Here is a 21696-nt window from a genome sequence, read left to right as displayed (position 1 = left end):
AAAAAAAACGGTAAAGCCTCATTCCAATGCCTTAGGCTTATTCTGCAGCCTCTAACTAACCGTTTTACAGACCTATCCTATTTAGTTTACACAATTTTTTTAAAAACGGGGTGTTCACGTAACAGGCACATGAAGTTAACACCAATTTACGGTAAACTTGTTTCTTTGTTTAATCGAAGGGCTTCTGATGACTCATGAGCAAAAAACCACGCATTTCGGCTTCCAGTCTGTAGCCTGGGACGAAAAGGAAAAAAAAGTCGGCGCGGTGTTCAAATCGGTGGCTAAAAATTACGATTTAATGAATGACCTCATGTCCCTTGGCATTCATCATGTGTGGAAACGCTTCGCCATTGAATTAAGCCAGGTTCGTGAAGGACAGGTTGTACTTGATTTGGCTGGCGGCAGCGGCGATTTAACCCGCCTGCTCAGCAAAAAGGCAGGGCCAAAAGGGCAGGTCATTCTCGCTGACATTAATGACGCCATGATTGACGTCGGCCGCAATCGGCTGCTGGATGAGGGTTTGTTTGATAATATTCATTATGTTCAGGCCAATGCCCAATACCTGCCTTTTGCCGACAACAGTTTTCATTGCATAGTCATGGGCTTTGGGCTTCGTAATGTCACGGATAAAAATGAAGCCCTGCGTTCGATGTTCAGAACCTGCAAACCGGGAGGCAAAGTGATGATTCTGGAGTTTTCCACTCCCACCCTGCCGGGCTTAAAACCAATTTATGATTGGTATTCCTTTGCCATACTGCCAAAACTGGGGCAGTGGTTTGCCGAAGACGCCGCCAGTTACCAGTACCTGGCGGAATCCATCCGGCAGCATCCGGATCAGGACACATTAAAAACCATGATTGAAACCGCGGGCTTTGAAGATTGTCATTATCACAATTTAAGCGGCGGCATTGTTGCCCTGCATATCGCCTACAAATACTGAGAGGGTTATGATAAAAAAATACTCGCTTAAAGCATTGCAGACGGCCATTAACGGCGCGCTGGCGCTGGATGATACCATGCCGGAAAAAATTGCCGCCCTGCATGGCAAACGGATAGAAGTGGTTGTTTCACCGCTCGACATCCATTTTTTTATTGCCTTTGAAAAGCAGCAACTCCTTCTGTTAGACAGCTGCTCAGAGCATCCCGACACGGTCATTCACAGTAATCCGTTAGGGTTAATCCGCTTGAGTTTCCTGCCGGCGTCCAAAGCCCGCTCCCTGTTTAATGATAAAATCAGGCTTTCAGGCGATACGGAATTGGGTTATCAGGTTAAGAAGCTGTTTGATGAACTGGACATCGACTGGGAAGGGCATCTTGCCCACTTTACCGGCGATGTGATCGCTCACCAGCTGGGCTCTTTAGTGAAACGCGGCCGGGACTTTACCAACCATTTTACGCAATCCATGCAGCATAATATGACCCATTACCTGCATGACGAATTAAGGCTTTTCCCCTCCCGGGAAGAAGTCGAGGATTTCTTCAAGGACATCGATGAGCTGGGACACGACGTGGAGCGCCTCATGGCACGGATTAACTTACTAGCGGCCGCGTATGAAATCGATTAAACAAATTTTTCGTCTGCTCTACATTAACTGGGTTTTGGCACGTAATGGCCTTGATCAACTCATCGTCTCCATTCATTTGTTTGCGCCGTTTCGCTTCATCGTCTACTTAAATCCCTGGACCTGGTGGCGCCGCCAGCCCTTAACGCGCGGGGAAGCCCTGCGTAAAACCCTCGAAGAGCTGGGGCCTATTTTTATTAAATTTGGTCAGGCGCTATCCACTCGGCCGGACATTTTACCGCCAGACATTGCTTTGGAGCTTTGCAAATTACAGGATAAAGTGCCGCCATTTCCCAGTGAACAGGCATTGGCCATCATTGCAGCCGCCTATGGCCGCTCGGCCTTCGATGTGTTCGCCGAATTTGATACCCAGGTGCTCGCCTCGGCTTCCATGGCCCAGGTGCACGCTGCCCGCTTAATAAGCGGTGAAGAGGTGGTGGTGAAAATTTTGCGCCCCAACATGCGTAAAGTCATCGAAAAGGACTTGAGCATCATGCACACCATTGCCAATTTTGCAGATCGGTACTGGCCGGAAAGCAAGCGCCTTAAGCCAAAGGAAATTGTCGCGGAATTTGAACACAGCCTCCTTAATGAGCTGGATTTGCAGCGCGAGGCCGCCAATGCCGGTCAATTGCGCCGTAATTTCTTCAATTCCCCGCTGCTCTACATCCCGGAAGTGTTCTGGGATTATACACGGGAAAACATCCTGGTCATGGAACGCATTTACGGGATCCCAGTCGCCGATGTGGCCACCCTTCGCGACTACAGCATTGACATTAAAAAGCTTGCCGAACGCGGGGTCGAAATCTTTTTCACCCAGGTGTTCCGCGATTGCTTTTTTCACGCCGACATGCATCCCGGCAACATCTTCGTATCCACGCAGCACCCCAACAACCCACAGTACATTTGCATTGATTTTGGCATCATCGGTACGCTCAATGAAAATGACAAGCGTTACCTGGCTGAGAATCTTTATGCTTTCTTCAACCGCGATTACCGTCGCGTTGCCCAATTGCACGTGGAATCAGGCTGGGTTGCGCGAAATACCCGCATTGAGGAATTTGAAAGCGCCATTCGCACCGTCTGCGAACCCATTTTTGAAAAGCCATTAAAAGACATTTCCTTTGCCCAGGTGGTCTTGCGGCTATTTCAGGTGGCCAGGCGTTTTCAGATGGAAGTTCAACCGCAGCTGGTGTTATTACAAAAGACATTGCTAGCCATCGAAGGCCTTGGCCGACAGTTGTATCCTGAGTTGGATCTTTGGGCTACAGCCAAACCCTTTTTAGAAAAATGGCTTAAAGAGCAAATTGGTCCCAAAGCGTTTTTCGAGCGATTGAAAGAAAACCTGCCTTTCTTTGCGGAGCAACTCCCCCACATGCCGCGATTACTGAATGACCTTCTGGTACTCAGTAAAGAGGAAAAAATACGATCATTAATGCTTTCCGCCGACAACCCCGTGCAAAACCGGCAGCATGCATGGAATAAGGGGCTGGGGGCCGGTATTTTCAGCGCCATGCTGACCCTCAGCGCGCTTAGTTTTCTTGACTTGATTGCGCCTGAGAAAATAGCCCCTGTCACTTTGATTGCTGCCCTGGTTGGCGGTATGATAATGTTAATTAACCGCACAAACAGGAGTGAATGATGGGACTAAGTGGAGTGAGTCCTTTGTCGCTGTTGCTGATTTTGTTAATCGTCGTTGCCCTTTTTGGCACCAGCAAACTTAAAAACATCGGCTCAGACTTGGGCAGCGCCATTAAAAATTTTCGCAAGGCGCTCAATGAAGACGACGAAAAATCATGACCTCAGGCGAGCTGCTGCTTACCTTAATCATTGCCCTTCTGGTATTCGGCCCGAATAAACTTCCCATGCTCGCCATGCACCTCGGCAAGCTTTTTCGCTTTCTCAATCGCCTGAAGTCCCAGCTGAATGACTTCTGGCAAGAGCAGCTAAAAGAACAGCAACTGCTTGAAAACACCAAAAAGGCGAAGCAGGCCGATGCCCTGTACCAGGAAGAAGAAAAAAAACAATGATCATTTGTTGATGTAAAAATCCGCAAAGTCAGCCAGCAACTTTTCAAGGTTAGCCACGAGACTGTCGTAATGTTCATGCTGAACCAGCGTATTGCTCAATTTGATGGTGCCGCGATTCAGGGTCATCAATTGTTTTCCTCGGTAGTTAAAGCGGTGATTATTGAATTTATCAATGGGCGCCCGCTTTAATTTTTTATCCAATTGCTCTTCCACGGCTTCTTTAATGCGTTTTTCCCCGAATCCCTTGGCTATCTTATCGGCGATTTCACACAAAACCTCGATGTAAATGGTGCCTTTTTTAGCGATGGCACGAATAACTGCCGCTGTTTTGGCGGAAACATGGGATAAATCGCCCACCGCCTCCCATATCTCGTTAGGAACCTGGGCAAAGGCCAGGTAGTTACTCAAGACAGAAGGGCTAAGGCCGAGCTTGTCGCTTAACTGTTCCTGAGTGATTTTTTCAGTACGCAGGAGCGTGGTGTAAAACATCCCTTTGGAATAATCAGACACGTTTTCTTTTTCATTTTCAGAAACGAGCACCGAAATCGCCTGATTAAAGGTTAAATCCTTAAGCACCGCCTTGACGGGAATATTGTAGAGTTTACAGGCTGACCAGCGGCGATACCCGGCAATGACAATGTATTTGGCACCCGGATCGCTTTTGGGCCGAAATTCATCCGAAGCCCTGACAATCACAATGGGCTGGCACTGACCCTTGTGTTTGATGCTGAAGGCCAGTTCCTCAATGTTACCGATTTCAAAGGCTTTTCGGTCTCTGAACTCCCACGTGTCGATTTCATTACAATTCAGTTGGATAATGCGCTCAACGAAACCAAGTTCCTCTTCTGCATTCTGCATGCGTTCACATAGAATTTCAGATAAAGAATAACTTTGCATACTTTTTCTCCAACCCTGGGCTGACCCCTGTCCACGTGTTTTATATCGGGCTTGCTGCCTATAACTTTAATCTACGCCTTGTCAAGACGGCTGAAGACATAAATTTATACAAATTTATTAAATTTTACACCAGATTGCCCAGGAATGCCTGCCAAACGCCAAAAATATCGCCTGGCGACAGGCCAATCGCTTGACTTATAAGCAAATTTACCTGCATATCCGGCTGTGCGTGCTATAGTTGATAGTAGCCGGGTCAGAATAAGGGATTGATCATGGGGCAAAAAGCATTTTCCTCAGATATCCATATCATCACGCAGCAATTGAGTAAAATCATTGACACACCCATTGAAGACAGCCTGTCCCGTCTTGTCAGCTTAAGCAAGCGCCTGTTTAATGTCCCCATTGTCGCCATCAGCCTGTTTGATGAGAAACGTCAGCGGTTTAATTTAATCAATTCCACGGAAATCTTTGGTAAAAACAGGGATTTATCGCTTTTTACCCAATACATTAATGACGACATTCTGATTGTCGAAGACACCCGTAACGATGAACGGTTTATCAAAACCCCGCTCATTCTTGAAGGGGCAGAAATACGCTTTTATGTCAGCTGTCCGATTTACAATAAAAAAAAGAAAAAGATCGGAGCCATTGTGTTGCTCGACAATAAACCGAGAACCTTTTGCCTGACCGATTTGAATAACCTCAATGACATCATTAAGCTCGCGGAAACGGAAATTAATAATTGCCGCCTGTCCAAAGCCCAAAAATTGCTTCTGGATGAAATGACTTATGATCAACGCCTGGATTTTACAGATCAAAAAACCCGGGCCTGGAATTTTACTGGCTTTAAGAAAATACTGGCCTATCAACTCGCTGAAAGCCTGGAGACTCAAAAAGGGTTTGGCTTGGTCACCGTGGACATCGATGGTTTGAAAGCCATCAATGAACACCATGGTTTCGAGGCCGGCGACGATCTTCTTAAAAAAATATCAAAAACCTTAATGCGTACCTGCCGTGCAGAGGACACCATTGCCCGCAGTGATTTTTCCGATTTTATCATCCTGATTCACACCGACGACACAGCCAACATCCGTACCGTCGTCGAACGTATTCAGCACAACCTGTCGTTGATTATTGTCGAAACACCACACGATAAGGTCCACTTCAGCGTAACGATTGGTTATACCTGTTTCGATCCTCAATCCACACAGCCAGAATGCCTGCTAACGAATGCTGAAATGGCGCTGTTAAAAGGCAAACGAGCCGGCCGCAACTGCATCCACTTTTATAACGAGGATGGCGGCTTACGCCTCCTTTCATGTTAAGCCGTTGACCCAACACGTATTCCTTGTTCATTGGCAAATCAAAAAGAAATAATTATTTACATTTCTGTGTTTTTTGAGTATGATTTTTTACAAATCTTTACTCAATTGTTACTTACCAAAGGTTTTCTTGCCATGACTTATTACCTTTACATTCCAATCCCAAGGAAAAAATTCCCCCTTGATCAGCAGGAAGCAGTAAACAAATGGGTAGAACTTGAGAAACAAAAGAATAAAAATGTCATCCTCTGTTATCAAGGGGAGAAAATACCGCCATTGCCTGCCAAAGCGAAAGTCGGCGTGTGGTTGCATGGAACACCGGGCCGCCTGCCGTCCTCCACGTTCAAGGCAGTTGATAGTGAGATTGCCAGGCATTACCCCAGTATTTCCAGCCATCTGCATCTGACTCATAAAAAAGAGTCAGTTCTTGTGCCGCAAATTGCCGATGATCTGGTCAAGGATGGTTTACTGCAACAATTCAGTGCGGACTCGCAACACAGTATGCGCATCAAGCTTTTTTTCTTTGATGCGGGAAAGCAGGCAGAAACGCTGGCCTCTGCCTTTCGTAACGCCTTAAGCAAATACGAACACTATCACCAGGGCGACATTCGCATTGATTATTATCCTGGCCAGCTGTCAGAACTTAAAACGAAGCAGAACGGTGAGCCGGCTCATAAATTTATCCGCTCAACGCAAAGCGGCGAAGAGCAGCGGGCTAAAACCATTCGACAGACCCTTTACAACAGGGAGGACGCCGCGCCGAAACTGACCATGGCGCAGGTTAACAAGGTGGTGCAACAGTACAGGGATTACAAATCGTCTCGTTTGGGCGGGCTGTCAGGACGTTGGGGATTGAATTCGTTCTTCTCAAGTGATGCCAGTCTCGCAGCCATTCAAACGCTTGAAAATAATCGCCTTTCCGACACTCAGCGGTTTCATCAGGCGGTGCAGTTTTTAAAGCGATATCCCACGACGCATCTGGCGAAATACCTGCATCCTGAAGTTGAGGCTTCACAGAAAGACAATAATCAACGGTATAGCACGCAACCCGCTTTAGGCTAATCACCAAACCTAGGCTCGGGCCGGTGGCAGTAAGGCGCTTTGCTGTGTTTGGCATAATAATCCTGATGGTAGGCTTCCGCAGGCCAGAAAGGGCGCACCTCCAGGAGCCGGGTGGCCACCTCGTAACCGCGTTGACGTAATTGCTGGATTAAACCCTCGATCGTCGCCTTTTGTTCATCATTGTAATAAAACACCGCGCTGCGGTATTGCTGCCCCAGATCGGGGCCTTGCCCCGTGCGTTGGGTTGGATCGTGAATTTCAAAAAAGCGCTTGATGACGGCGTGATAATCCAGTTTACTTTTATCAAAAACCACACGCGCCGCTTCGTAATGACCCGTGTTACCCTGACACACCTGCTCATAGCTTGGTTCAAGCACATGTCCGCCGGTATAACCGACCTCCACGTTCAAGACACCGGGCAATTGGCGCAAAAAATGATCAACGCCCCAGAAGCATCCTCCGGCGACTATGGCTTCTTCAGTATCCAGCACCTCGCTGTCTGCAACATAATCCAGAGCCACGGAATTCACACAATGACGCCGATTTTTAGTAGTAAACTGCTCACCGGTAAACACATGGCCCAAGTGTGCCTGGCAGCGCCCGCACAGAATTTCAGTCCGCTGACCGTCCGCATCCGGAACCTGTTTCACCGCCTGAACGATGTCGTCATCGAAACTCGGCCACCCACAACCGGAATGAAACTGGCTTTCACCTCGAAACAGGGCCAATCCGCAGCGGCGACAGAGGTAAGTGCCGCGGCTCACAGGCTGAGTGTATTGTCCTGTGTGAGGGTATTCAGTGGCTTTATCGCAGATCACTCGGCGGGCAAGCGGCGTTAAACTTGCAGTCTTATCGAGAAAAGTCGTCACAAAGCCTCCTTGAAACGTAAGGGCCGCACCGGCAAGCGGTGCTGGCCGCCTCGCCTGTTTACTGCACGCGGTTACAGATTTTATCCGCCATGTACCCAATCGCGCCGGCATAGTAGATAGAATTATTGTAGCGCAAAATCATTTTGTAATTGGGGAATGCCAGAAAGACCGGGCCGCCATGCGGTTGAACAATGCTGGCTTCCAACTCCTGGTAAGGCAAGGGTTCGCCTTTTTCGGTGCGAACGCCAAGTGCACTCCACTCACTGACCGGTTTGACGATGGTTTTACCTTCCAGGGTATAATCAAATTTGGCAGGCAATTTCACCCGGATAGCCCAGGGTTGACCTGTCTGCCAGCCATTCTTCTTCATGTAATTGGCAATCGAGGCGAACACATCGGGTTTACTCTCCCAAATGTCTTTACGGCCATCACCATCATAATCCACCGCATATTCTACCCAGCTTGAGGGCAAAAATTGCGGCTGGCCTGACGCGCCGGCCCACTCACCCTTGAAATGGTTCAGCGACACATGCCCGTCATTGACAATGTGCAGGGCTAAAAAGAGCTGTTTACGGAAGAAATCCGGTCGATTGGAATCATAAGCCAGGGTCGCCAAGGACTTAATGACCGGGAAATTCCCCATGTAGGTCCCATAACTGGTTTCCATACCCCAGAACGACACAATAAAGCAGGGATCGACACCAAACTGGGCAGCCACCTCATCCAGGATGGCTTTGTTTTTGGTGTAATTCTTTTTACCCATGGCAATGCGGTAATTGTCTGCGCGGGTATTTAAATACTTGGTGAACGTCAACCGATGTTCCGGCTGCGAGCGTGCCAGGCTTTTCACCTGACGGCTGGGTTCACGGATGTCGGCAAAGGCTTCATCAAATAACTCGGCTGAGATGCCTTGATCCAGGGCCTGTTTACGCACTTCAGCGACCCAGGATTGCCAGTTTTGCGGATTCGCCATGGCCGCCGAGGCTGAAAGCAGCAACCCACAGGCTGCGAGTGTGCACATCAATTTATTCATAACCTTCCCCTTTCTCATTGATCTTCTAGTCAGCCATCATTCATCGCGTGTTTTGCACCGACTAAACCATTAAAACGTAATTTACAGGCAAAAACCTTGCCTGTTTTTATTTACTTCAACACCGGTTTTAAATGCGGCCATACATTATCCAGAATGCGCTGTTGCGCCCGTTCATTGGGATGAAGACCGTCTTTTTGCATCAACTCACTGTCACCTGCCACGCCCTCAAGAAACATGGGAACTAAAATTATCCCGTACGTTTTTGCCAATTCAGCATAAGCCTTATTAAATTGGTCAAGGTAACGCGAACCGTAGTTAGGCGGCAGGAGGGTCGCAAGCACAATGACTTTAGCGCCGGTTTTCTGGCTGGCTATCACCATTTTTTCAAGGTTGTCCTTCATCTGCCTCACCGGCAGGCCACGCAGGCCGTCATTGGCCCCTAACTCGATAATGATGACCTCTGGTTGATATTTTTGCAATGCCGGCTTTAACTTTCGCAAGCCATTACTGGTCGTATCCCCGCTGGTACTGAGATTAATGATGCGGTAGGACTGATGTTCCTGCTTGAGTTTTTCACTCAGCAGGACCACCCAGCTTTTCTGGACATCAATGCCGTAGCCGGCGCTTAAACTATCCCCAAGAACCACAATGTTCTTTGCGTAAAGGGGTGCTATGATCAATGCAAAGAGAACAAGACCTGCGTGCAGAGGTTTCATGTCGGCTCCAGAGACGTTAATTCGATTACAGAATGTTTACTTCACCGTGCCAAGTGGTGATCAAATGGTGTCTATTTTGAAAGACATCAATCTGGTAATCAAGGCTGGAGCGACCATCGCCATTACTGGCGCATCAGGCTCTGGGAAAACATCGCTGCTTAATTTAATGGCAGGCCTTGATTTACCAACCTCAGGGCAAATTTATTATGACACTCAGGATATAACTATAGCGGATGAAGACCAGCGCGCCCAATTGCGTGCCAGGAATATCGGCTTCATTTTTCAATCCTTCCATTTATTGCCGAACCTGACCGCGCTGGAAAACGTGTTATTGCCTCTGGAAATTAACCGTCAATACGATGACCCCTTGCCAGTGGCCTTGGCCTGGTTAACGAAAGTGGGCTTAAGTCAGCGCGCAGACCACTACCCAACCCAATTATCAGGCGGGGAACAGCAACGGGTGGCCATTGCCCGCGCCTTTGCGATTTCTCCGCGTATCCTCTTTGCAGACGAGCCGACGGGCAACCTGGATAAACAAACGGGCCGAACCATCATCGAGTTGCTGTTTGAACTGAATCGCGCCCATCAAACGACCCTGGTGATTGTAACGCACGATGAGGAGCTGGCCAGGCGCTGTCAGTGTCATTGGCCGCTGGTGGATGGTCAACTGCAATGCTGAAATGGCCCTTACCGATTAAAGCCCTAAGCCGCGACTGGCGAAGTGGGGAGTTAACGCTTTTATTCATGGCGCTGGTCATTGCCGTGGCCTGCATCAGCGCGTTAAATAATTTTACCTATTCGGTCAACCTCCAATTGCAACAGGGGGCAGCGAGTCTGCTGGGAGCGGACGTGGTGGTCACCAGCAACGCCCCCATTGATCCTTCATGGATCAATGAAGCTAACCAACGCAACCTCACCCAAACCGTCAATCTGACTTTTCTCAGCATGGCAGAGCACGATGACCAATTGCAGTTAGCGCAGATCAAAGCCATTTCGCCGCTATACCCTTTACGTGGCTCGCTGAGAATAGCCTTGCGGATGGAGGATGCCGAAGGCCAGATCGCCCATGCGCCGCCCCCGGGCGAAGTCTGGCTCAATCCCCGGCTATTGCCTCTGCTCAACGTAGCTCTCGGTGAGACTATCCATATCGGCGCAGGCTCATTCCGGGTGACCGGCATTATCCGTCAGGAACCCGGCCAGACGGGCGACTGGTTTTCTTTTTCGCCGCGCATCCTGATGAATCAGGCCGACATCGATAAAACCCAGGTGATTAGACCCGGAAGCAATCTCATTTACAGTTGGCTCCTGAAAGGCAACCCGGACACACTCGCGCAATTGCAGGAGCGGCTTAAATCACAACTCACCGAGCAGCAGCAGTGGCTTGATAGCCAAAACAGCACGCCCGCCGTCAGCCGAACGATTGAGCGCACCTTAAATTACCTGCACCTGGGTACCCTGATGAGCCTGGTCCTTGCGGGTGTGGCAGTCAGCATGGCCTCGTTACGCTATTGTCAGCGCCATTTAAAGCAAGTAGCCCTGTTGCGTTGTTTCGGCGCGTCTGAAAAGCAGGTGATTAGCCTTTACCTCATCGGCTTAAGTCTTCTCGGACTTTTGGCCAGTTTGACAGGGGCGCTCCTGGGCTATGGGTTGCAACCCTTGCTGGTTCAGTGGCTGGGCGGGTTATTGCCGGATGTTAAACTGCAAATCCACGCAATCCCCTTCCTTTTTAGCCTGTTGAGCGGCATGCTCCTGCTGCTGTGTTTTTCTTTGGGTAATATCTGGGCATTGCGTCAGGTGACAGCCATTGCTATTTTCCGCGAACAGCACCGTATCGGGCAAAACAGCGCTTACCTGACTTACGGCTTAGCCTTGTTACTGCTTGCTTTGCTGTCTTACCTGTATACCCAATCCTTAAACATGACTGTCGCTGTATTGATGGGGTGCGTGGCCTATGTCGGCGTGGTCATTGCCAGCTTATGGTTGATTTTTGGCCTGGTGAGAGGCCAACGGGCCATCCCGCTGAATTGGCGCTTTGGGTTTAATAACATTGCCCGCAATCTCGAAGAAAGTGCCTTGCAGGTGGTGGGCATCGGCCTTGCCCTGACTGCCATTTTATCCCTGTTTCTGCTTAAGACTGATTTGTTGGCCAATTGGCGGCAACAATTGCCGGCCAATACCGCCAATTATTTCATCATTAATGTCGAACCCTCCCAAGTGCAAGACCTTCATTTGTTGCTTCAACAGGAGGGCATCCAATCGGCCGCTTTTTATCCTGTCGTACGCGGGCGATTGATTGAAATTAACCATCAGCCGGTGAAAAGCCTGTTTGGCGAAGAAATCAAAAACATCAATGCCCTGCAGCGGGAACTTAATTTATCCTGGACTGCAGAACTACCCGAGGGCAATGACATTACTGCAGGCCACTGGGCTTTAACCCTCGATAAACCCTGGGTCTCCGTGGAGCTCGGCGTGGCGAATCGGCTTAAGTTAAAAACCGGCGACAACCTGACCTTTCAGATAGGCGACAGCCAGGTTCGGGTTGAGATTAGCAGTTTGCGCAAAGTGGACTGGACGTCGTTTAAACCCAATTTCTTTATGCTGTTTAAGCCAGGCCTGTTGAATGCCTTCCCCTATACGCTGATTACCAGCCTCTACGTGCCGCCTGAGCAACAGGCAGTTCTGATTAAACTGGTGAAACAATTCCCCAACGCCAGCCTCATCGATGTGGCGAATACCCTTAACCGTATTCAAGCCATCATAACCAGTGCAGGGAATGCCATCAGTTTTATTACCTTCTTCGCCTTATTGGCAGGCCTCGTGGTGGCGGCACTGGCTATTCTGTCATTCAGCAGCAGCAAACAGCAGGAAACGCAAATCCTTAAACGATTAGGCATGCGCCGTTATGCCCTGCTTTGGATACGCAGCAGCGAGGCATTGATTATTGGTGGTTATGCGGGATTTCTGGCCAGTATTACAGCAATAGCCATTAATAGTTACCTGGCTTCAGCCCTGTTGGACATTTCATTTTCCATTCCCTGGGGGATGGTGCTTTTCGTGCCGTTGGCGACAGCCGCAGCGACCGTGGCCATTAACATTGCTGTTCAGCGAATGCAATACAATCACTCGACCCGTCTTCGCATCAATTATTGAAAACGGGCATGGTATTGGTGCAATTATCCCACAACCCTGATGTTGATCGTGTCGCCTGAAGCCGGTTGCGAGCAGAGGGATGTATCAGGAATGGTGCTGTTAGGGAGGTAGGTTTTGCAGACGACCGGACCTCCGGAAACACCGCTGCCAATCTCACTGCCTAAAACCACGATGTGCAATAGGCAGGATTGTCCCGGTGCCAGGGTAAACGGCGCGTCACATTTGCCAGGCAAACCCACCACCAGCGCAAGACCTGGCCTTGGCACCATCACCAGGGTTCTGGTAATCCGGGTGTTATTGGTGACTTGATAAATGACCTCGGTAGCGCCATCCGAGGTAATAACCGGCTGTCCCCGCTCAATCACAAAAAAAGAAAATTTAGGCTGTGCTCCCGCCAGTGCATCCATTGAGAGGAAGCCTAAGAAAACCAGTCCGATAAAATGAATTATCCCTCGCATTTCTTAATCCTTTTAGAGTAAATACGTCGCACTGAACTGCAGTTGATGGGTATAAAGATGCGTTTCCTTGAATCGATCATTCACACTCTGGCCAATGGCCGCCCCCAATTGGCTTTTGCCTAAATCGGCAAACTCATACCCCAGGCCCAGTTGCCAGTGTTTGTTAAGCGGCGCCTGCAAACCGGCACCAACTGTATAGGCAAAGGCGGTTGTGGTGTTGGAAGCAAACGGCGGTGCAGGCACCTCTTCAAAAATCTTGGGCGTTAATGACCAGTCGAAGGAATGATTGAACGCCACAGCCACACTGCCGCTCAAATAAGGGGTAACCCAATAGCCAAAATCACCCAGCAGCTTGCCTTTTAAGCCGACGCGGCCATGATTAAGCTGGTAGCGGTAAACAAAATTATTAAAATTCGGGTCGCCGTCCTCGAGAACATCACCGCGCAATTTGGCATTGCCAGCGTAAGCGGCGGCAATACCGAACTGGCTGTAAATTTGATTGGTCAGCAGGCATTGAATCCCAAAGAAAATTTCAGCCGTGCCAAGAACGCGTGTTTCGCTGTCGCCAATGTAGGTTTTTAAAACATCGGGCTGTAGTGTCACGGTCTGGGTACTTCCTGAAGAATACCAGGCCGGCCCTGCACTCAGAGTAATTACTTTTTGGCCATTGACAACCGGGTTATTCAGCAGGCCATCAGCAAATGCATGCGCACTTAAAAAACAAGCAGCACTGATTAGCCATTTCTGTTTCATCATCTCAGCTCTCCCTGCGACTAAATTAATTAATATAGACGCTATGTTCGGTTGCGCCATGCGAGATGTCAAGTAAAGTTTGCCGGCATAAGTTATTAAAAGTTAATAAATTAAGGGCAAGAGGGATGAAGCCAATCAAAAGTCGGTGTATGCTAATGGAAAGTCACTGAATTTTGTTAGCCATGGCATTATTGCACCTTGATGCTGGATTGCTCCATTCTGCGGTTATTCATGCGTGTTACACCCTCATCCAACAACGCGAATCACTGAATGCCATTAACCTGTTTCCGGTAGCCGATGGCGATACAGGTGATAACATGGCCGCCACCGCAAGAGCCATTGTCACACATGCCAAACCGATGACCGGCATGGAGGCGACATGCCGCGCCATTGCGGATGCGGGCATATTGGGGGCGCGCGGCAACTCCGGCATGATTTTTTCACAGTTTTTTAATGGACTTTTAGACGTGACGATGCCGCCGCAACTGGATACGCGGTATTTTGCAGCCATGGTCAGCCGTGCAGCAGCCAGCGTGCGCGCCGCCATTGTTAATCCGGTTGAAGGCACCATCCTGACGGTAATGGAAACCTGGGCCAAAGCCCTTGAGCGCGCGGCGGTGAAGACGTCCTGTTTCAACCAGTTAATGATTGACACCCAGCCCCTCCTTGAAGAGGCTCTGCAGGGGACCGCCAATACGTTAACGGTACTTAAAGAAGCGCATGTGGTGGATGCCGGCGCCTTAGGATTTCGGCTTTTTGTAAAAGGGTTCGCAGAGTTTTTGGCCAATCCCCTGCAAAAGCAGGAAACCACCGAACTCCTGAGCTGTGATTCACATCATGAAGAGCAACCCGTCAGTGGCCAGCCACCCGTTACCCGCTATTGTACCGAAGCCATGTTAGTCGGCGAGGGAATTGACAAAGCCGCCATCACCCAGGCCGTCCAGGACAAGGGAGACAGTATTGTACTGACTGCCAACTCCCGCATCTGCCGACTGCATCTTCATTGCAATAAACCCTGGCAGGTTTTTTCTTCCCTGCAATCGTTAGGCAAAGTGCAATACCCCAAAGTCGATGACATGCTTCGTCAATACGAAATTATCCACCAGCGTCAATACCCCATCGCCTTAGTCACTGACACTTGCGCCAATATCCCACACGACGTGGCTGATCAGTATCAAATTCATTTTATCACCATCAATGTCCATTTCGACGGCCATGATTTACTGGATCGTTATTGCCTCGATGGTGAAAATTTTTACGACCATTTAACTCAATCCGTGGTTTACCCCACCACCTCGTTTCCCGCCCCCGCGTTAATTGAAGAAAAGTTGCGGCATCTGTCAGCGCATTATGAACACGTGCTGGTTATCAGTGTGGCTAAAGCCTTAAGCGGCACGCACGATGCTATTGTCAAAGCGAGCGAGCCGTTTGCCAATGTTCACGTGATTAATTCCCGCCATGTCGCCGGCAGCCAGGGTCTTCTACTAAATCACGCCGCGGAATTGATCGCTGACGGGCACAGCATTGATGCGATTAAACAGTCTCTGCAGGATAAAATTGCCAAAACGAAAATTTTTGTCATGGTCAACCAGTTTGACTCCTTAATCCGCTCCGGACGGGTCAGCAAATTGAAAGGCATGCTGGCGCAATTTTCAGGCGTTAAGCCGATCATCACCCTGGATGAAGAAGGAAAAGGCATCATCTATGACAAGGCATTCAGCGAAACAAAAGCCTTAAGCAAACTGGTGGCGCTCATTCAGGAGCAGGCCAGTGACAAGGGTCTGGATAACTATTGCATAATTCACGCGGGCGTACCGGAAAAAGCGGAAGAATTTGCCTTGATGACCACGGAAGCCTTTGGTTATGAACCTGCCTTCATCGAGCCAGCCTCCACGGCCATCGGTCTTCATGCGGGCAAAGGCAGTGTTGCCCTGGCGGCCATTCTGAATTAGGCCGCTGCTTCCCCGGCTCTTTGCTGTGACCTTAGAATCCAGGCAAGGATTAAGCCATAAAGCGGCACAAACGACACCAGGCTGATGAGCAACTTAAACACCAGATCGACACTGGCAATTTCTAACCAGTGCTGGTTTAAAAACAGGTTGCTGCTGTGAAAAAAGGCAATAAAGAAAAAACAATACGTGTCGAGCACATTTCCCCAGGTTGTGGAAAACGTAGGCGCAATCCACCACTGCTTCTTTTGCCGCAGGCGCTGAAACAATAAGATATCGCTTAGCTGACCACAGACGTAGGCAACAAAACTGGCTAAGGCAATGCGCAGGGCCATGGCGTTGGCGGCAAACAGGGTATGGTAAGTCAGCACATTGGAAATCAGGTAGGAGCCGACCAGGCCAGGGAGCATGGCAAGGTAAATAATCCGGCGCGCTGTGGCTGCTTCGGTCAGACGGACGGTTAAATCGGATAAAATAAAAATCAATGGGTAGCTTAAAGCACCCCAGGTGGTTTTAAATCCGGCCACATCAAAGGGGTATTGCACCAGCACATTACTTAAACAAAGAATGAAAACATGGGCAACAAGAAGCAGAGTGAAGTACCGTTTATTCATGACAATTGAATGAGAATGCCTTGGCCTCTCTTTCTTCATCAACCCCCTGGAGGGAGGTCAATGTTTCTTCTATCCTGCTTTTTAATTCCAAAACCCGCGATTGGCGGCTGCTTAATCCATTGCGTGCATAAAGCCAGACATCAAGCGCATGCAAAATCTGCTGTAACGCCTTCTGTTGATCAATAATGATGGAGTTGGAATACCAGCGAATGGCTTTATCGAGTTCTTTGGTGGCATCGGAGCGCCAGGTCAACCAATGCAAATGGCTGTGTTTTTTCCACCAGCTGTAGAGTGTTTCACCACTTGATGGGAATGAAAGAACAGGTTGCTCCCTGTCTAAGGATTGCATTAACCGGAGGGGGTTGGGGTTGGGCTTTGCCTTCGCCTTGTTAACGCTGGCGTCTTCCGTGGTCTGTATTTCCTCATCAACCTTTTTAAGGAGTTTTTTGATGACCTTGTGACGATGCGACGATAATTTATTAATGAGGTGCATGTACTGCCAATTCAGGATCTGAGTCCGCAGCATTTTCAATGCGCTCAGTTTTTTCTGCTTTAATTCCTCTTCCTTACTCGCCAGTAAGACAGAAAATTCGTTGATGCTTTTATCCAGCAACCTGGTTTGATAACTGGGAAAAAAACGCCCGATGAGGGTTGGGTGTTTTACTTCTTTCCACCAACTGAAAACATTATCCCCACACTCCTTGTGATTCACTGTTGATCTTGAAGAGCATAAACGAGGCATAATTGATCATATTGGTTAAGTTAGCGCAATAATAACACAAAATTAATTTTTTACAATACTTTACTGTTTTGTTACTTTCAAACGGTTTTTTAAAAATTTGCCTTTTATGATAAGGTGTTACAGCCAAATGACGTCGCTTAATTATAAGGAAATAAAAATGTCTGGTTTTTTTAATAACGCAATCAATACCCTCAGACCCGCTGCCTACTCGTCTTCCTCAGGACATCGACACACACAGAGGGTTCAGGCTGTCACCGAAATTTTAGGTTCCGGCCTTCAGAATCTTGATGTCAAGGCCGTCATCCCCGCTAAATTCGCGCAGATATTGATCGCACTTTTTGCCATGTTCCGTACGGATACCCATGGAAGTGAAAAGGGGGTGCAATTTTTGCAGTTTGCCTTAGCAGCCACACAACTGGCCTTGATTATCGCCCTGTTTGCTCAAGACAATAACTGTGATGACGAAACGAACGAGCTTTGTAAATCAAAACTCCTGGTGGACTTGTTTTTTGAAGGGCTCCTTGCCTTTTCATTCGCTCTGGCAGAAGCGTCCAAAGACGAAACCATCACCCCGCCACAACCCGCGCCAGAGGCCACTCAAGCAGCACAGGACAGCTCTGAAACACCTGATGATGTTTCTATTACAATCAGCGGCAAGGAGAAGGTTAACCACCCCAAGCTGATTAGCGATGACGATGATGAGGAAGCTCAAAAGAGCACCCATCAGTCTGAAGATGAAGCGGACCTTGAAAGAAAAAATACATTCAAGGCGTAACTCCACCAGCCCCTTAGAGCGTTACGGCATCGATAACCGACGCATTGTCCTCATCCTCCGGATAGCCTGCACTGTCCAGGTTGACGTTGGTCAGTGCGTCACGCAGGTTATTGAGCTTTTTAAGCGATTGAGTCTCCGTCAAAAAGAAGGTTGGCTTTCCCGTTTTCTTCTTCATGATTTCAACGGCAATAAAATAACCAATCACCAGCATTAATATCCCCGCAAGGATTTCTTTACAGCCGCGATGATCTTCAAAGGTTTCGACACAACCGTTCATCAGCTGTTCGGTTTCATTTTTCAGGGTGTTTAACGCCAGCTGTTCCGTTTTATCGCTGAGATAATAATCCTGCAGTTTCGAACGAACATCGATGGCTAACTGATTAGCCTTGACGCTCGCGGCCGTTTTGCCGCGATCGTGTAGATTTTTAGCCTTTTTCTCAAGCTTCATCACTTGCAGTAAAACCGGTTCCATCGATTTCACGCGCCGCCCGTATCGCTGCTGTTGTCGGCTAAGTTTCGCCTGATGATCCTTCTCAAGGAGCCTGAGTTTCTGTTCATGATGTTGCTGTAATTCAGCAATTCTTTGAGTGGTGGCCTCGCTGCTGTCTTTCGCCAGTTTCTCATAAAAGGCATCCTGCACTTTCATTTGCACAATCAGGGTTTCATTAGCCATTTGAGCTTTTCCAAGCTCCTGCGTCAACGACTGCAACGTGAAGGCGGAATACAGTTTAGGGGCTTGCTGCAGACTGTTTTTGCCCTGCTCAATGGCCTCATTTAATCGATCAATTGCCTTTTCGTTGGCGTCTGCGCCGAGCATCAGCCAGCTGCTTTCCAACGAGGGCGTTTTCGAAACCTCGGCATAACATTCTTTTAATTTGCGCTCGGCTTCGTCTAACTGCCTGCAATAGCGTTTGATGCCCTCATCATCACTGACATATTCCGCAGTAAAATACTCACGCACCAGCCGCAATTTCTGCAACAATTCGACTGCTTCAGCCTGTAAACTGTCCAGGCGCTTTTCAAGCAGGATTTCCTTCTGGACATTTTTTAATTGGGGATCAACGCTCAATTGTTTAATAAATAAATCATCAATTCGCTTTATCGCCCGGATGTAGTTGTCTGGCAACCCTTTTAAGCCCATTATTGCCTGCACTTTCACCGAAAAGGCTTGATAAAAACTGGCATCTCCCTGCTGTAATCGGGTAATTATAGCCAACAATTGATTCTGCAGAGGCAATATTGCTTTATTTTCGTCCAGATTGTTGGCCACAATAAACGCATCATAAACCCGAAGCAGGTAGGTGGCGAAATCCAGGGCGATAACACTTTTTACCTGCCGCTCGCCCTTAACCGCAGACGCAGGCTTTGCCAATAGCTGCTTCATCAGTAAATCCGTTTTGCCTTGTTGGCTGTTTCCCTGAAGCTCGATTAAAAACTGCTTTATTTTAAGCCAGTTACCATCGGTTAATTCAACCTGCATCGCGCCGTATTTATCTGGCGGAAAGCACTGTTTCTCTGTCATTAATTTGGCCTGGTAGACCGGATCACTGAAATACAGAGAACCGGCGGCAGTGTAGACGTCTGAGGCGCCAAGCAGGGAATGCCCCTGGCCAAATTGATCCGTACCGAATTGTTCATTGGTCACAGGGGCTGACTCGCCCCATAAAAGATGCATGGCCGAGGTCGCAGGTGCACTTTGCTCAAGGCCTGCCATGAGCAATTGCTTTTCATCGTAGCGATGGAAATACAAATGGCCACTGTAGCCATTGGGGGTTATGGTTTTCTGGTTGGCATTTCGTTGTCCTTCTCCCCCCATCGCGATGTTCACGCCAAAATCACGGGCTGTTTTAAGGTAAGTGGGCAATTGCCCCGCCAGTCCCAACATCAGGCCTTTTAATTCGACAATGGCATTGGACTTGTCCCGATCCACGCCGTGGGTAGCCGAACGGGAAACCACGGCGCTGTCGTCTTCAGGCAGAGGAAAAAACGTTAAAAATTCCCGCCGGTTTTCAATGGATAACCCGTTATAATCAAAGATAATACGGCTGGCATGGGAAAGGTAATCAATGACACTTAATTGATCGGATGGAGGTTGCAGCGCCTCGTTTTTGCTCAAATAATCACGGACGCGAAACTCACCCCGGGCAATGCAGGCCGCCATCAGTTGAGCCATCTGGACGGCTCGCTTGTCGGTTTGGCTGTGCTTGAAGGTAGTAGCCCACTGTTCAGCGACAGCCCTTTGGTCCTCATCAATACTTCGTGCGACAATCTGTTCTTTTAACGGCATGGGTTTTTATTCAAATTACAAACAGATTGGGCAATATAGCAGACCCTGCTTAACTCTCCCTTAAGTTCAGGGCGAATTAATGGACATTGTTAAACCAGATGTTAATGCTTTCCACCATGGTTGGATGGGCAAACATCATGTCCCGCAGCACCGGATAGGGTAATTTCATTTCCATCGCCACCTGGAGGGTGCCTAGAATTTCTCCCGCCTCGGCACAGAGGATGGAAACCCCGAGAATCTCATCCGTATCAGCATCGATAACCGCTTTGAGCATGCCCGTGGTTTCCCCCTGGGTTTTTGCACGGGGAATCATGGCGGCCTGGATTTTGGCAATTTTGATAGCGCGCCCGGATTGACGCGCTTCGGTCTCGGTCATGCCCAAGCGTGCCAACTCCGGATCAAGGAACACGGTGTAAGGAATTAAGCGGCCATGCCGGCTGCGTTTGTTGTCAGGATGATTTAGATTGTATTTCACCAACCGGTAATCATCCCAGGATAAGTGGGTAAATTGCGCCCCGCCTTTCACGTCCCCTAAAGCCCAAATCCCATCCACTGAGGTTTCGAGGTAATCATTGACTTTCACGAAACCACGCTCATCTACGGCCACACCGGTGCGATCAAGACCTAAACCGGCGGTATTGGGGATGCGCCCAACCGCTACCAGGATGTCGCTGCCTTGCACAGTTAACGACTGCCCCGCGTGATAAACATCAAGCATCACCTGTTTGCCTTCTTTAATCACCTGATTGATTCTGGCATCGATCAGAAACTGAATCCCTTCATGCTGAAGCATGGTTTGCACCTGCTCAGCCACATCCCGGTCTTCGCGGGCAAGAAAAACCGGTGCCGCTTCAATGACTGTGACCTGCGAACCAAAGCGGCGAAAAATCTGTGCAAACTCCAAACCGATATAGCCGCCGCCAATGATGATTAAATGGGCCGGCAAATACTCACTGTTCATCAGGGTCTCATTAGTATGGTAATGCACCTGGGACAAACCGCTGATGGGCGGAATGAAGGGCAAAGCCCCGGTATTGATAAAGAGGCGATCGGCGGTGATAAGCTCTGTCTTTTTGCCTTCATGTGGCTGCCCGAACGTCACTTCAATGGTCTTGTAATCCACAAAACGGCCGCGGCCTAATAGTAAATCCATTCCAGAATCTAGAAATTGTTTTAAATTGGCATCCCGCATGCCTTTCACGACCGCCTGCTTGCGGGCACGCAGGGCCTTGAAATCCACCGGCTCAAGATTAGCCTGTAACCCGTAGGCCTGGGCTGTGCGGCAGTAATGGGCTATTTTTGCTGATTTAACCAGTGTTTTTGTAGGGATACACGCCACATTAATGCAGGTGCCACCAATTTGATTATCTTCAACCATGGCCACATGCTGGCCACTTTTGGCCAAATCCATCGCCAGGGTTTTACCCGCCTTGCCGCCGCCAAGAATGATCGCATCGTATTTGCTTACCATGGAAAG

The 21696-nt window shown here is 48.8% G+C and carries 21 protein-coding genes; 11 read left to right on the top strand and 10 right to left on the bottom strand.

Annotated elements, in window-relative coordinates; genetic code table 11:
* Positions 1-187: 187 nt before the first annotated feature.
* From ubiE to DYE45_RS00410, 5 genes are read left to right on the top strand one after another with little or no spacing between them, the layout of a single operon-like run.
* Positions 188-940: a bifunctional demethylmenaquinone methyltransferase/2-methoxy-6-polyprenyl-1,4-benzoquinol methylase UbiE gene (ubiE, locus tag DYE45_RS00430; RefSeq protein WP_108291184.1), complete on the top strand. Its 753-nt coding sequence runs from the start codon at positions 188-190 to the stop codon at positions 938-940.
* A gap of 7 nt (positions 941-947) precedes the next feature.
* Positions 948-1565: a ubiquinone biosynthesis accessory factor UbiJ gene (locus tag DYE45_RS00425; RefSeq protein ID WP_108291182.1), complete on the top strand. Its 618-nt coding sequence runs from the start codon at positions 948-950 to the stop codon at positions 1563-1565.
* The gene (ubiB, locus tag DYE45_RS00420) at positions 1552-3204 is read left to right on the top strand and encodes a ubiquinone biosynthesis regulatory protein kinase UbiB (RefSeq protein ID WP_108291180.1); all 1653 of its coding nucleotides are present in this window, start codon (positions 1552-1554) and stop codon (positions 3202-3204) included. Before DYE45_RS00425 ends, ubiB begins: the two co-directional genes overlap by 14 nt.
* On the top strand, positions 3204-3362 hold the full coding sequence (gene tatA, locus DYE45_RS00415) for a twin-arginine translocase TatA/TatE family subunit (protein ID WP_108291178.1): 159 nt from the start codon (positions 3204-3206) through the stop codon (positions 3360-3362). Before ubiB ends, tatA begins: the two co-directional genes overlap by 1 nt.
* Positions 3359-3592 (top strand): twin-arginine translocase TatA/TatE family subunit, encoded by a 234-nt coding sequence (locus DYE45_RS00410; protein ID WP_115300250.1) that lies wholly within the window; start codon positions 3359-3361, stop codon positions 3590-3592. The genes tatA and DYE45_RS00410 overlap by 4 nt, the downstream gene beginning before the upstream one ends.
* On the opposite strand, the gene DYE45_RS00405 is transcribed toward DYE45_RS00410, so the two are convergent.
* Positions 3593-4489 carry a ParB/RepB/Spo0J family partition protein gene (locus tag DYE45_RS00405; RefSeq protein ID WP_115300249.1) on the bottom strand — a complete coding sequence of 299 codons (897 nt, stop codon included), beginning with the start codon at positions 4487-4489 and terminating at the stop codon, positions 3593-3595. It abuts the gene before it with no gap.
* 272 nt (positions 4490-4761) lie between these two features.
* Here DYE45_RS00405 and DYE45_RS00400 point away from each other — a divergent pair, with 272 nt between their 5' ends.
* Positions 4762-5814, top strand: coding sequence for a sensor domain-containing diguanylate cyclase (locus DYE45_RS00400; RefSeq protein WP_108291172.1), 1053 nt, complete (start codon positions 4762-4764; stop codon positions 5812-5814).
* A gap of 132 nt (positions 5815-5946) precedes the next feature.
* Positions 5947-6873, top strand: coding sequence for a hypothetical protein (locus DYE45_RS00395; RefSeq protein WP_133138165.1), 927 nt, complete (start codon positions 5947-5949; stop codon positions 6871-6873).
* On the opposite strand, the gene DYE45_RS00390 is transcribed toward DYE45_RS00395, so the two are convergent.
* The 3 genes from DYE45_RS00390 to DYE45_RS00380 all read right to left on the bottom strand — a co-directional run bounded on the left by DYE45_RS00390 (position 6870) and on the right by DYE45_RS00380 (position 9491).
* Complete coding sequence (locus tag DYE45_RS00390; protein WP_115300247.1) at positions 6870-7742, bottom strand: bifunctional methionine sulfoxide reductase B/A protein; 873 nt, start codon at positions 7740-7742, stop codon at positions 6870-6872. The genes DYE45_RS00395 and DYE45_RS00390 overlap by 4 nt on opposite strands.
* Before the next feature lie 58 nt (positions 7743-7800).
* Positions 7801-8715, bottom strand: coding sequence for a lytic murein transglycosylase (locus DYE45_RS00385; RefSeq protein ID WP_370447875.1), 915 nt, complete (start codon positions 8713-8715; stop codon positions 7801-7803).
* A 170-nt stretch (positions 8716-8885) separates the two neighbouring features.
* On the bottom strand, positions 8886-9491 hold the full coding sequence (locus tag DYE45_RS00380; protein WP_108291166.1) for an arylesterase: 606 nt from the start codon (positions 9489-9491) through the stop codon (positions 8886-8888).
* Here DYE45_RS00380 and DYE45_RS00375 point away from each other — a divergent pair.
* Both DYE45_RS00375 and DYE45_RS00370 read left to right on the top strand, forming a co-directional pair.
* Positions 9490-10170: an ABC transporter ATP-binding protein gene (locus DYE45_RS00375; protein ID WP_108291164.1), complete on the top strand. Its 681-nt coding sequence runs from the start codon at positions 9490-9492 to the stop codon at positions 10168-10170. The two genes, DYE45_RS00380 and DYE45_RS00375, sit on opposite strands and share 2 nt — an antisense overlap.
* Positions 10164-12641: an ABC transporter permease gene (locus DYE45_RS00370; protein WP_108291162.1), complete on the top strand. Its 2478-nt coding sequence runs from the start codon at positions 10164-10166 to the stop codon at positions 12639-12641. The genes DYE45_RS00375 and DYE45_RS00370 overlap by 7 nt, the downstream gene beginning before the upstream one ends.
* Positions 12642-12664: 23 nt before the next feature.
* Here the strand turns inward: DYE45_RS00370 and DYE45_RS00365 are convergent, their stop codons facing one another.
* Together DYE45_RS00365 and DYE45_RS00360 are read right to left on the bottom strand one after the other, a co-directional pair.
* Complete coding sequence (locus DYE45_RS00365) at positions 12665-13099, bottom strand: hypothetical protein (protein WP_108291160.1); 435 nt, start codon at positions 13097-13099, stop codon at positions 12665-12667.
* A 12-nt stretch (positions 13100-13111) separates the two neighbouring features.
* The gene (locus DYE45_RS00360; protein WP_242602666.1) at positions 13112-13855 is read right to left on the bottom strand and encodes an outer membrane protein; all 744 of its coding nucleotides are present in this window, start codon (positions 13853-13855) and stop codon (positions 13112-13114) included.
* 179 nt (positions 13856-14034) lie between these two features.
* Here DYE45_RS00360 and DYE45_RS00355 point away from each other — a divergent pair, with 179 nt between their 5' ends.
* Positions 14035-15804: a DegV family protein gene (locus tag DYE45_RS00355; protein WP_108291158.1), complete on the top strand. Its 1770-nt coding sequence runs from the start codon at positions 14035-14037 to the stop codon at positions 15802-15804.
* On the opposite strand, the gene DYE45_RS00350 is transcribed toward DYE45_RS00355, so the two are convergent.
* The gene (locus DYE45_RS00350) at positions 15801-16415 is read right to left on the bottom strand and encodes a 7-cyano-7-deazaguanine/7-aminomethyl-7-deazaguanine transporter (protein ID WP_108291156.1); all 615 of its coding nucleotides are present in this window, start codon (positions 16413-16415) and stop codon (positions 15801-15803) included. The two genes, DYE45_RS00355 and DYE45_RS00350, sit on opposite strands and share 4 nt — an antisense overlap.
* Entirely contained in the window at positions 16408-17157 is a 750-nt protein-coding gene (locus tag DYE45_RS00345; RefSeq protein ID WP_133138164.1) for a hypothetical protein, read from the bottom strand. The genes DYE45_RS00350 and DYE45_RS00345 overlap by 8 nt, the downstream gene beginning before the upstream one ends.
* Before the next feature lie 157 nt (positions 17158-17314).
* Between DYE45_RS00345 and DYE45_RS00340 the strand changes: the two genes are divergently transcribed.
* A complete protein-coding gene (locus DYE45_RS00340) occupies positions 17315-17932 on the top strand; it encodes a hypothetical protein (protein WP_108291152.1) in 618 nt (205 codons plus the stop codon).
* A gap of 13 nt (positions 17933-17945) precedes the next feature.
* On the opposite strand, the gene DYE45_RS00335 is transcribed toward DYE45_RS00340, so the two are convergent.
* On the bottom strand, positions 17946-20219 hold the full coding sequence (locus tag DYE45_RS00335; RefSeq protein ID WP_108291150.1) for a hypothetical protein: 2274 nt from the start codon (positions 20217-20219) through the stop codon (positions 17946-17948).
* A gap of 76 nt (positions 20220-20295) precedes the next feature.
* A complete protein-coding gene (locus tag DYE45_RS00330) occupies positions 20296-21690 on the bottom strand; it encodes a mercuric reductase (protein WP_108291148.1) in 1395 nt (464 codons plus the stop codon).
* Positions 21691-21696: the final 6 nt, after the last annotated feature.

This window comes from Legionella taurinensis, assembly GCF_900452865.1.
In the GTDB taxonomy this organism is placed as follows: Bacteria; Pseudomonadota; Gammaproteobacteria; order Legionellales; family Legionellaceae; genus Legionella_C; species Legionella_C taurinensis.
This window is presented reverse-complemented; position numbering and strand designations above follow the sequence as displayed.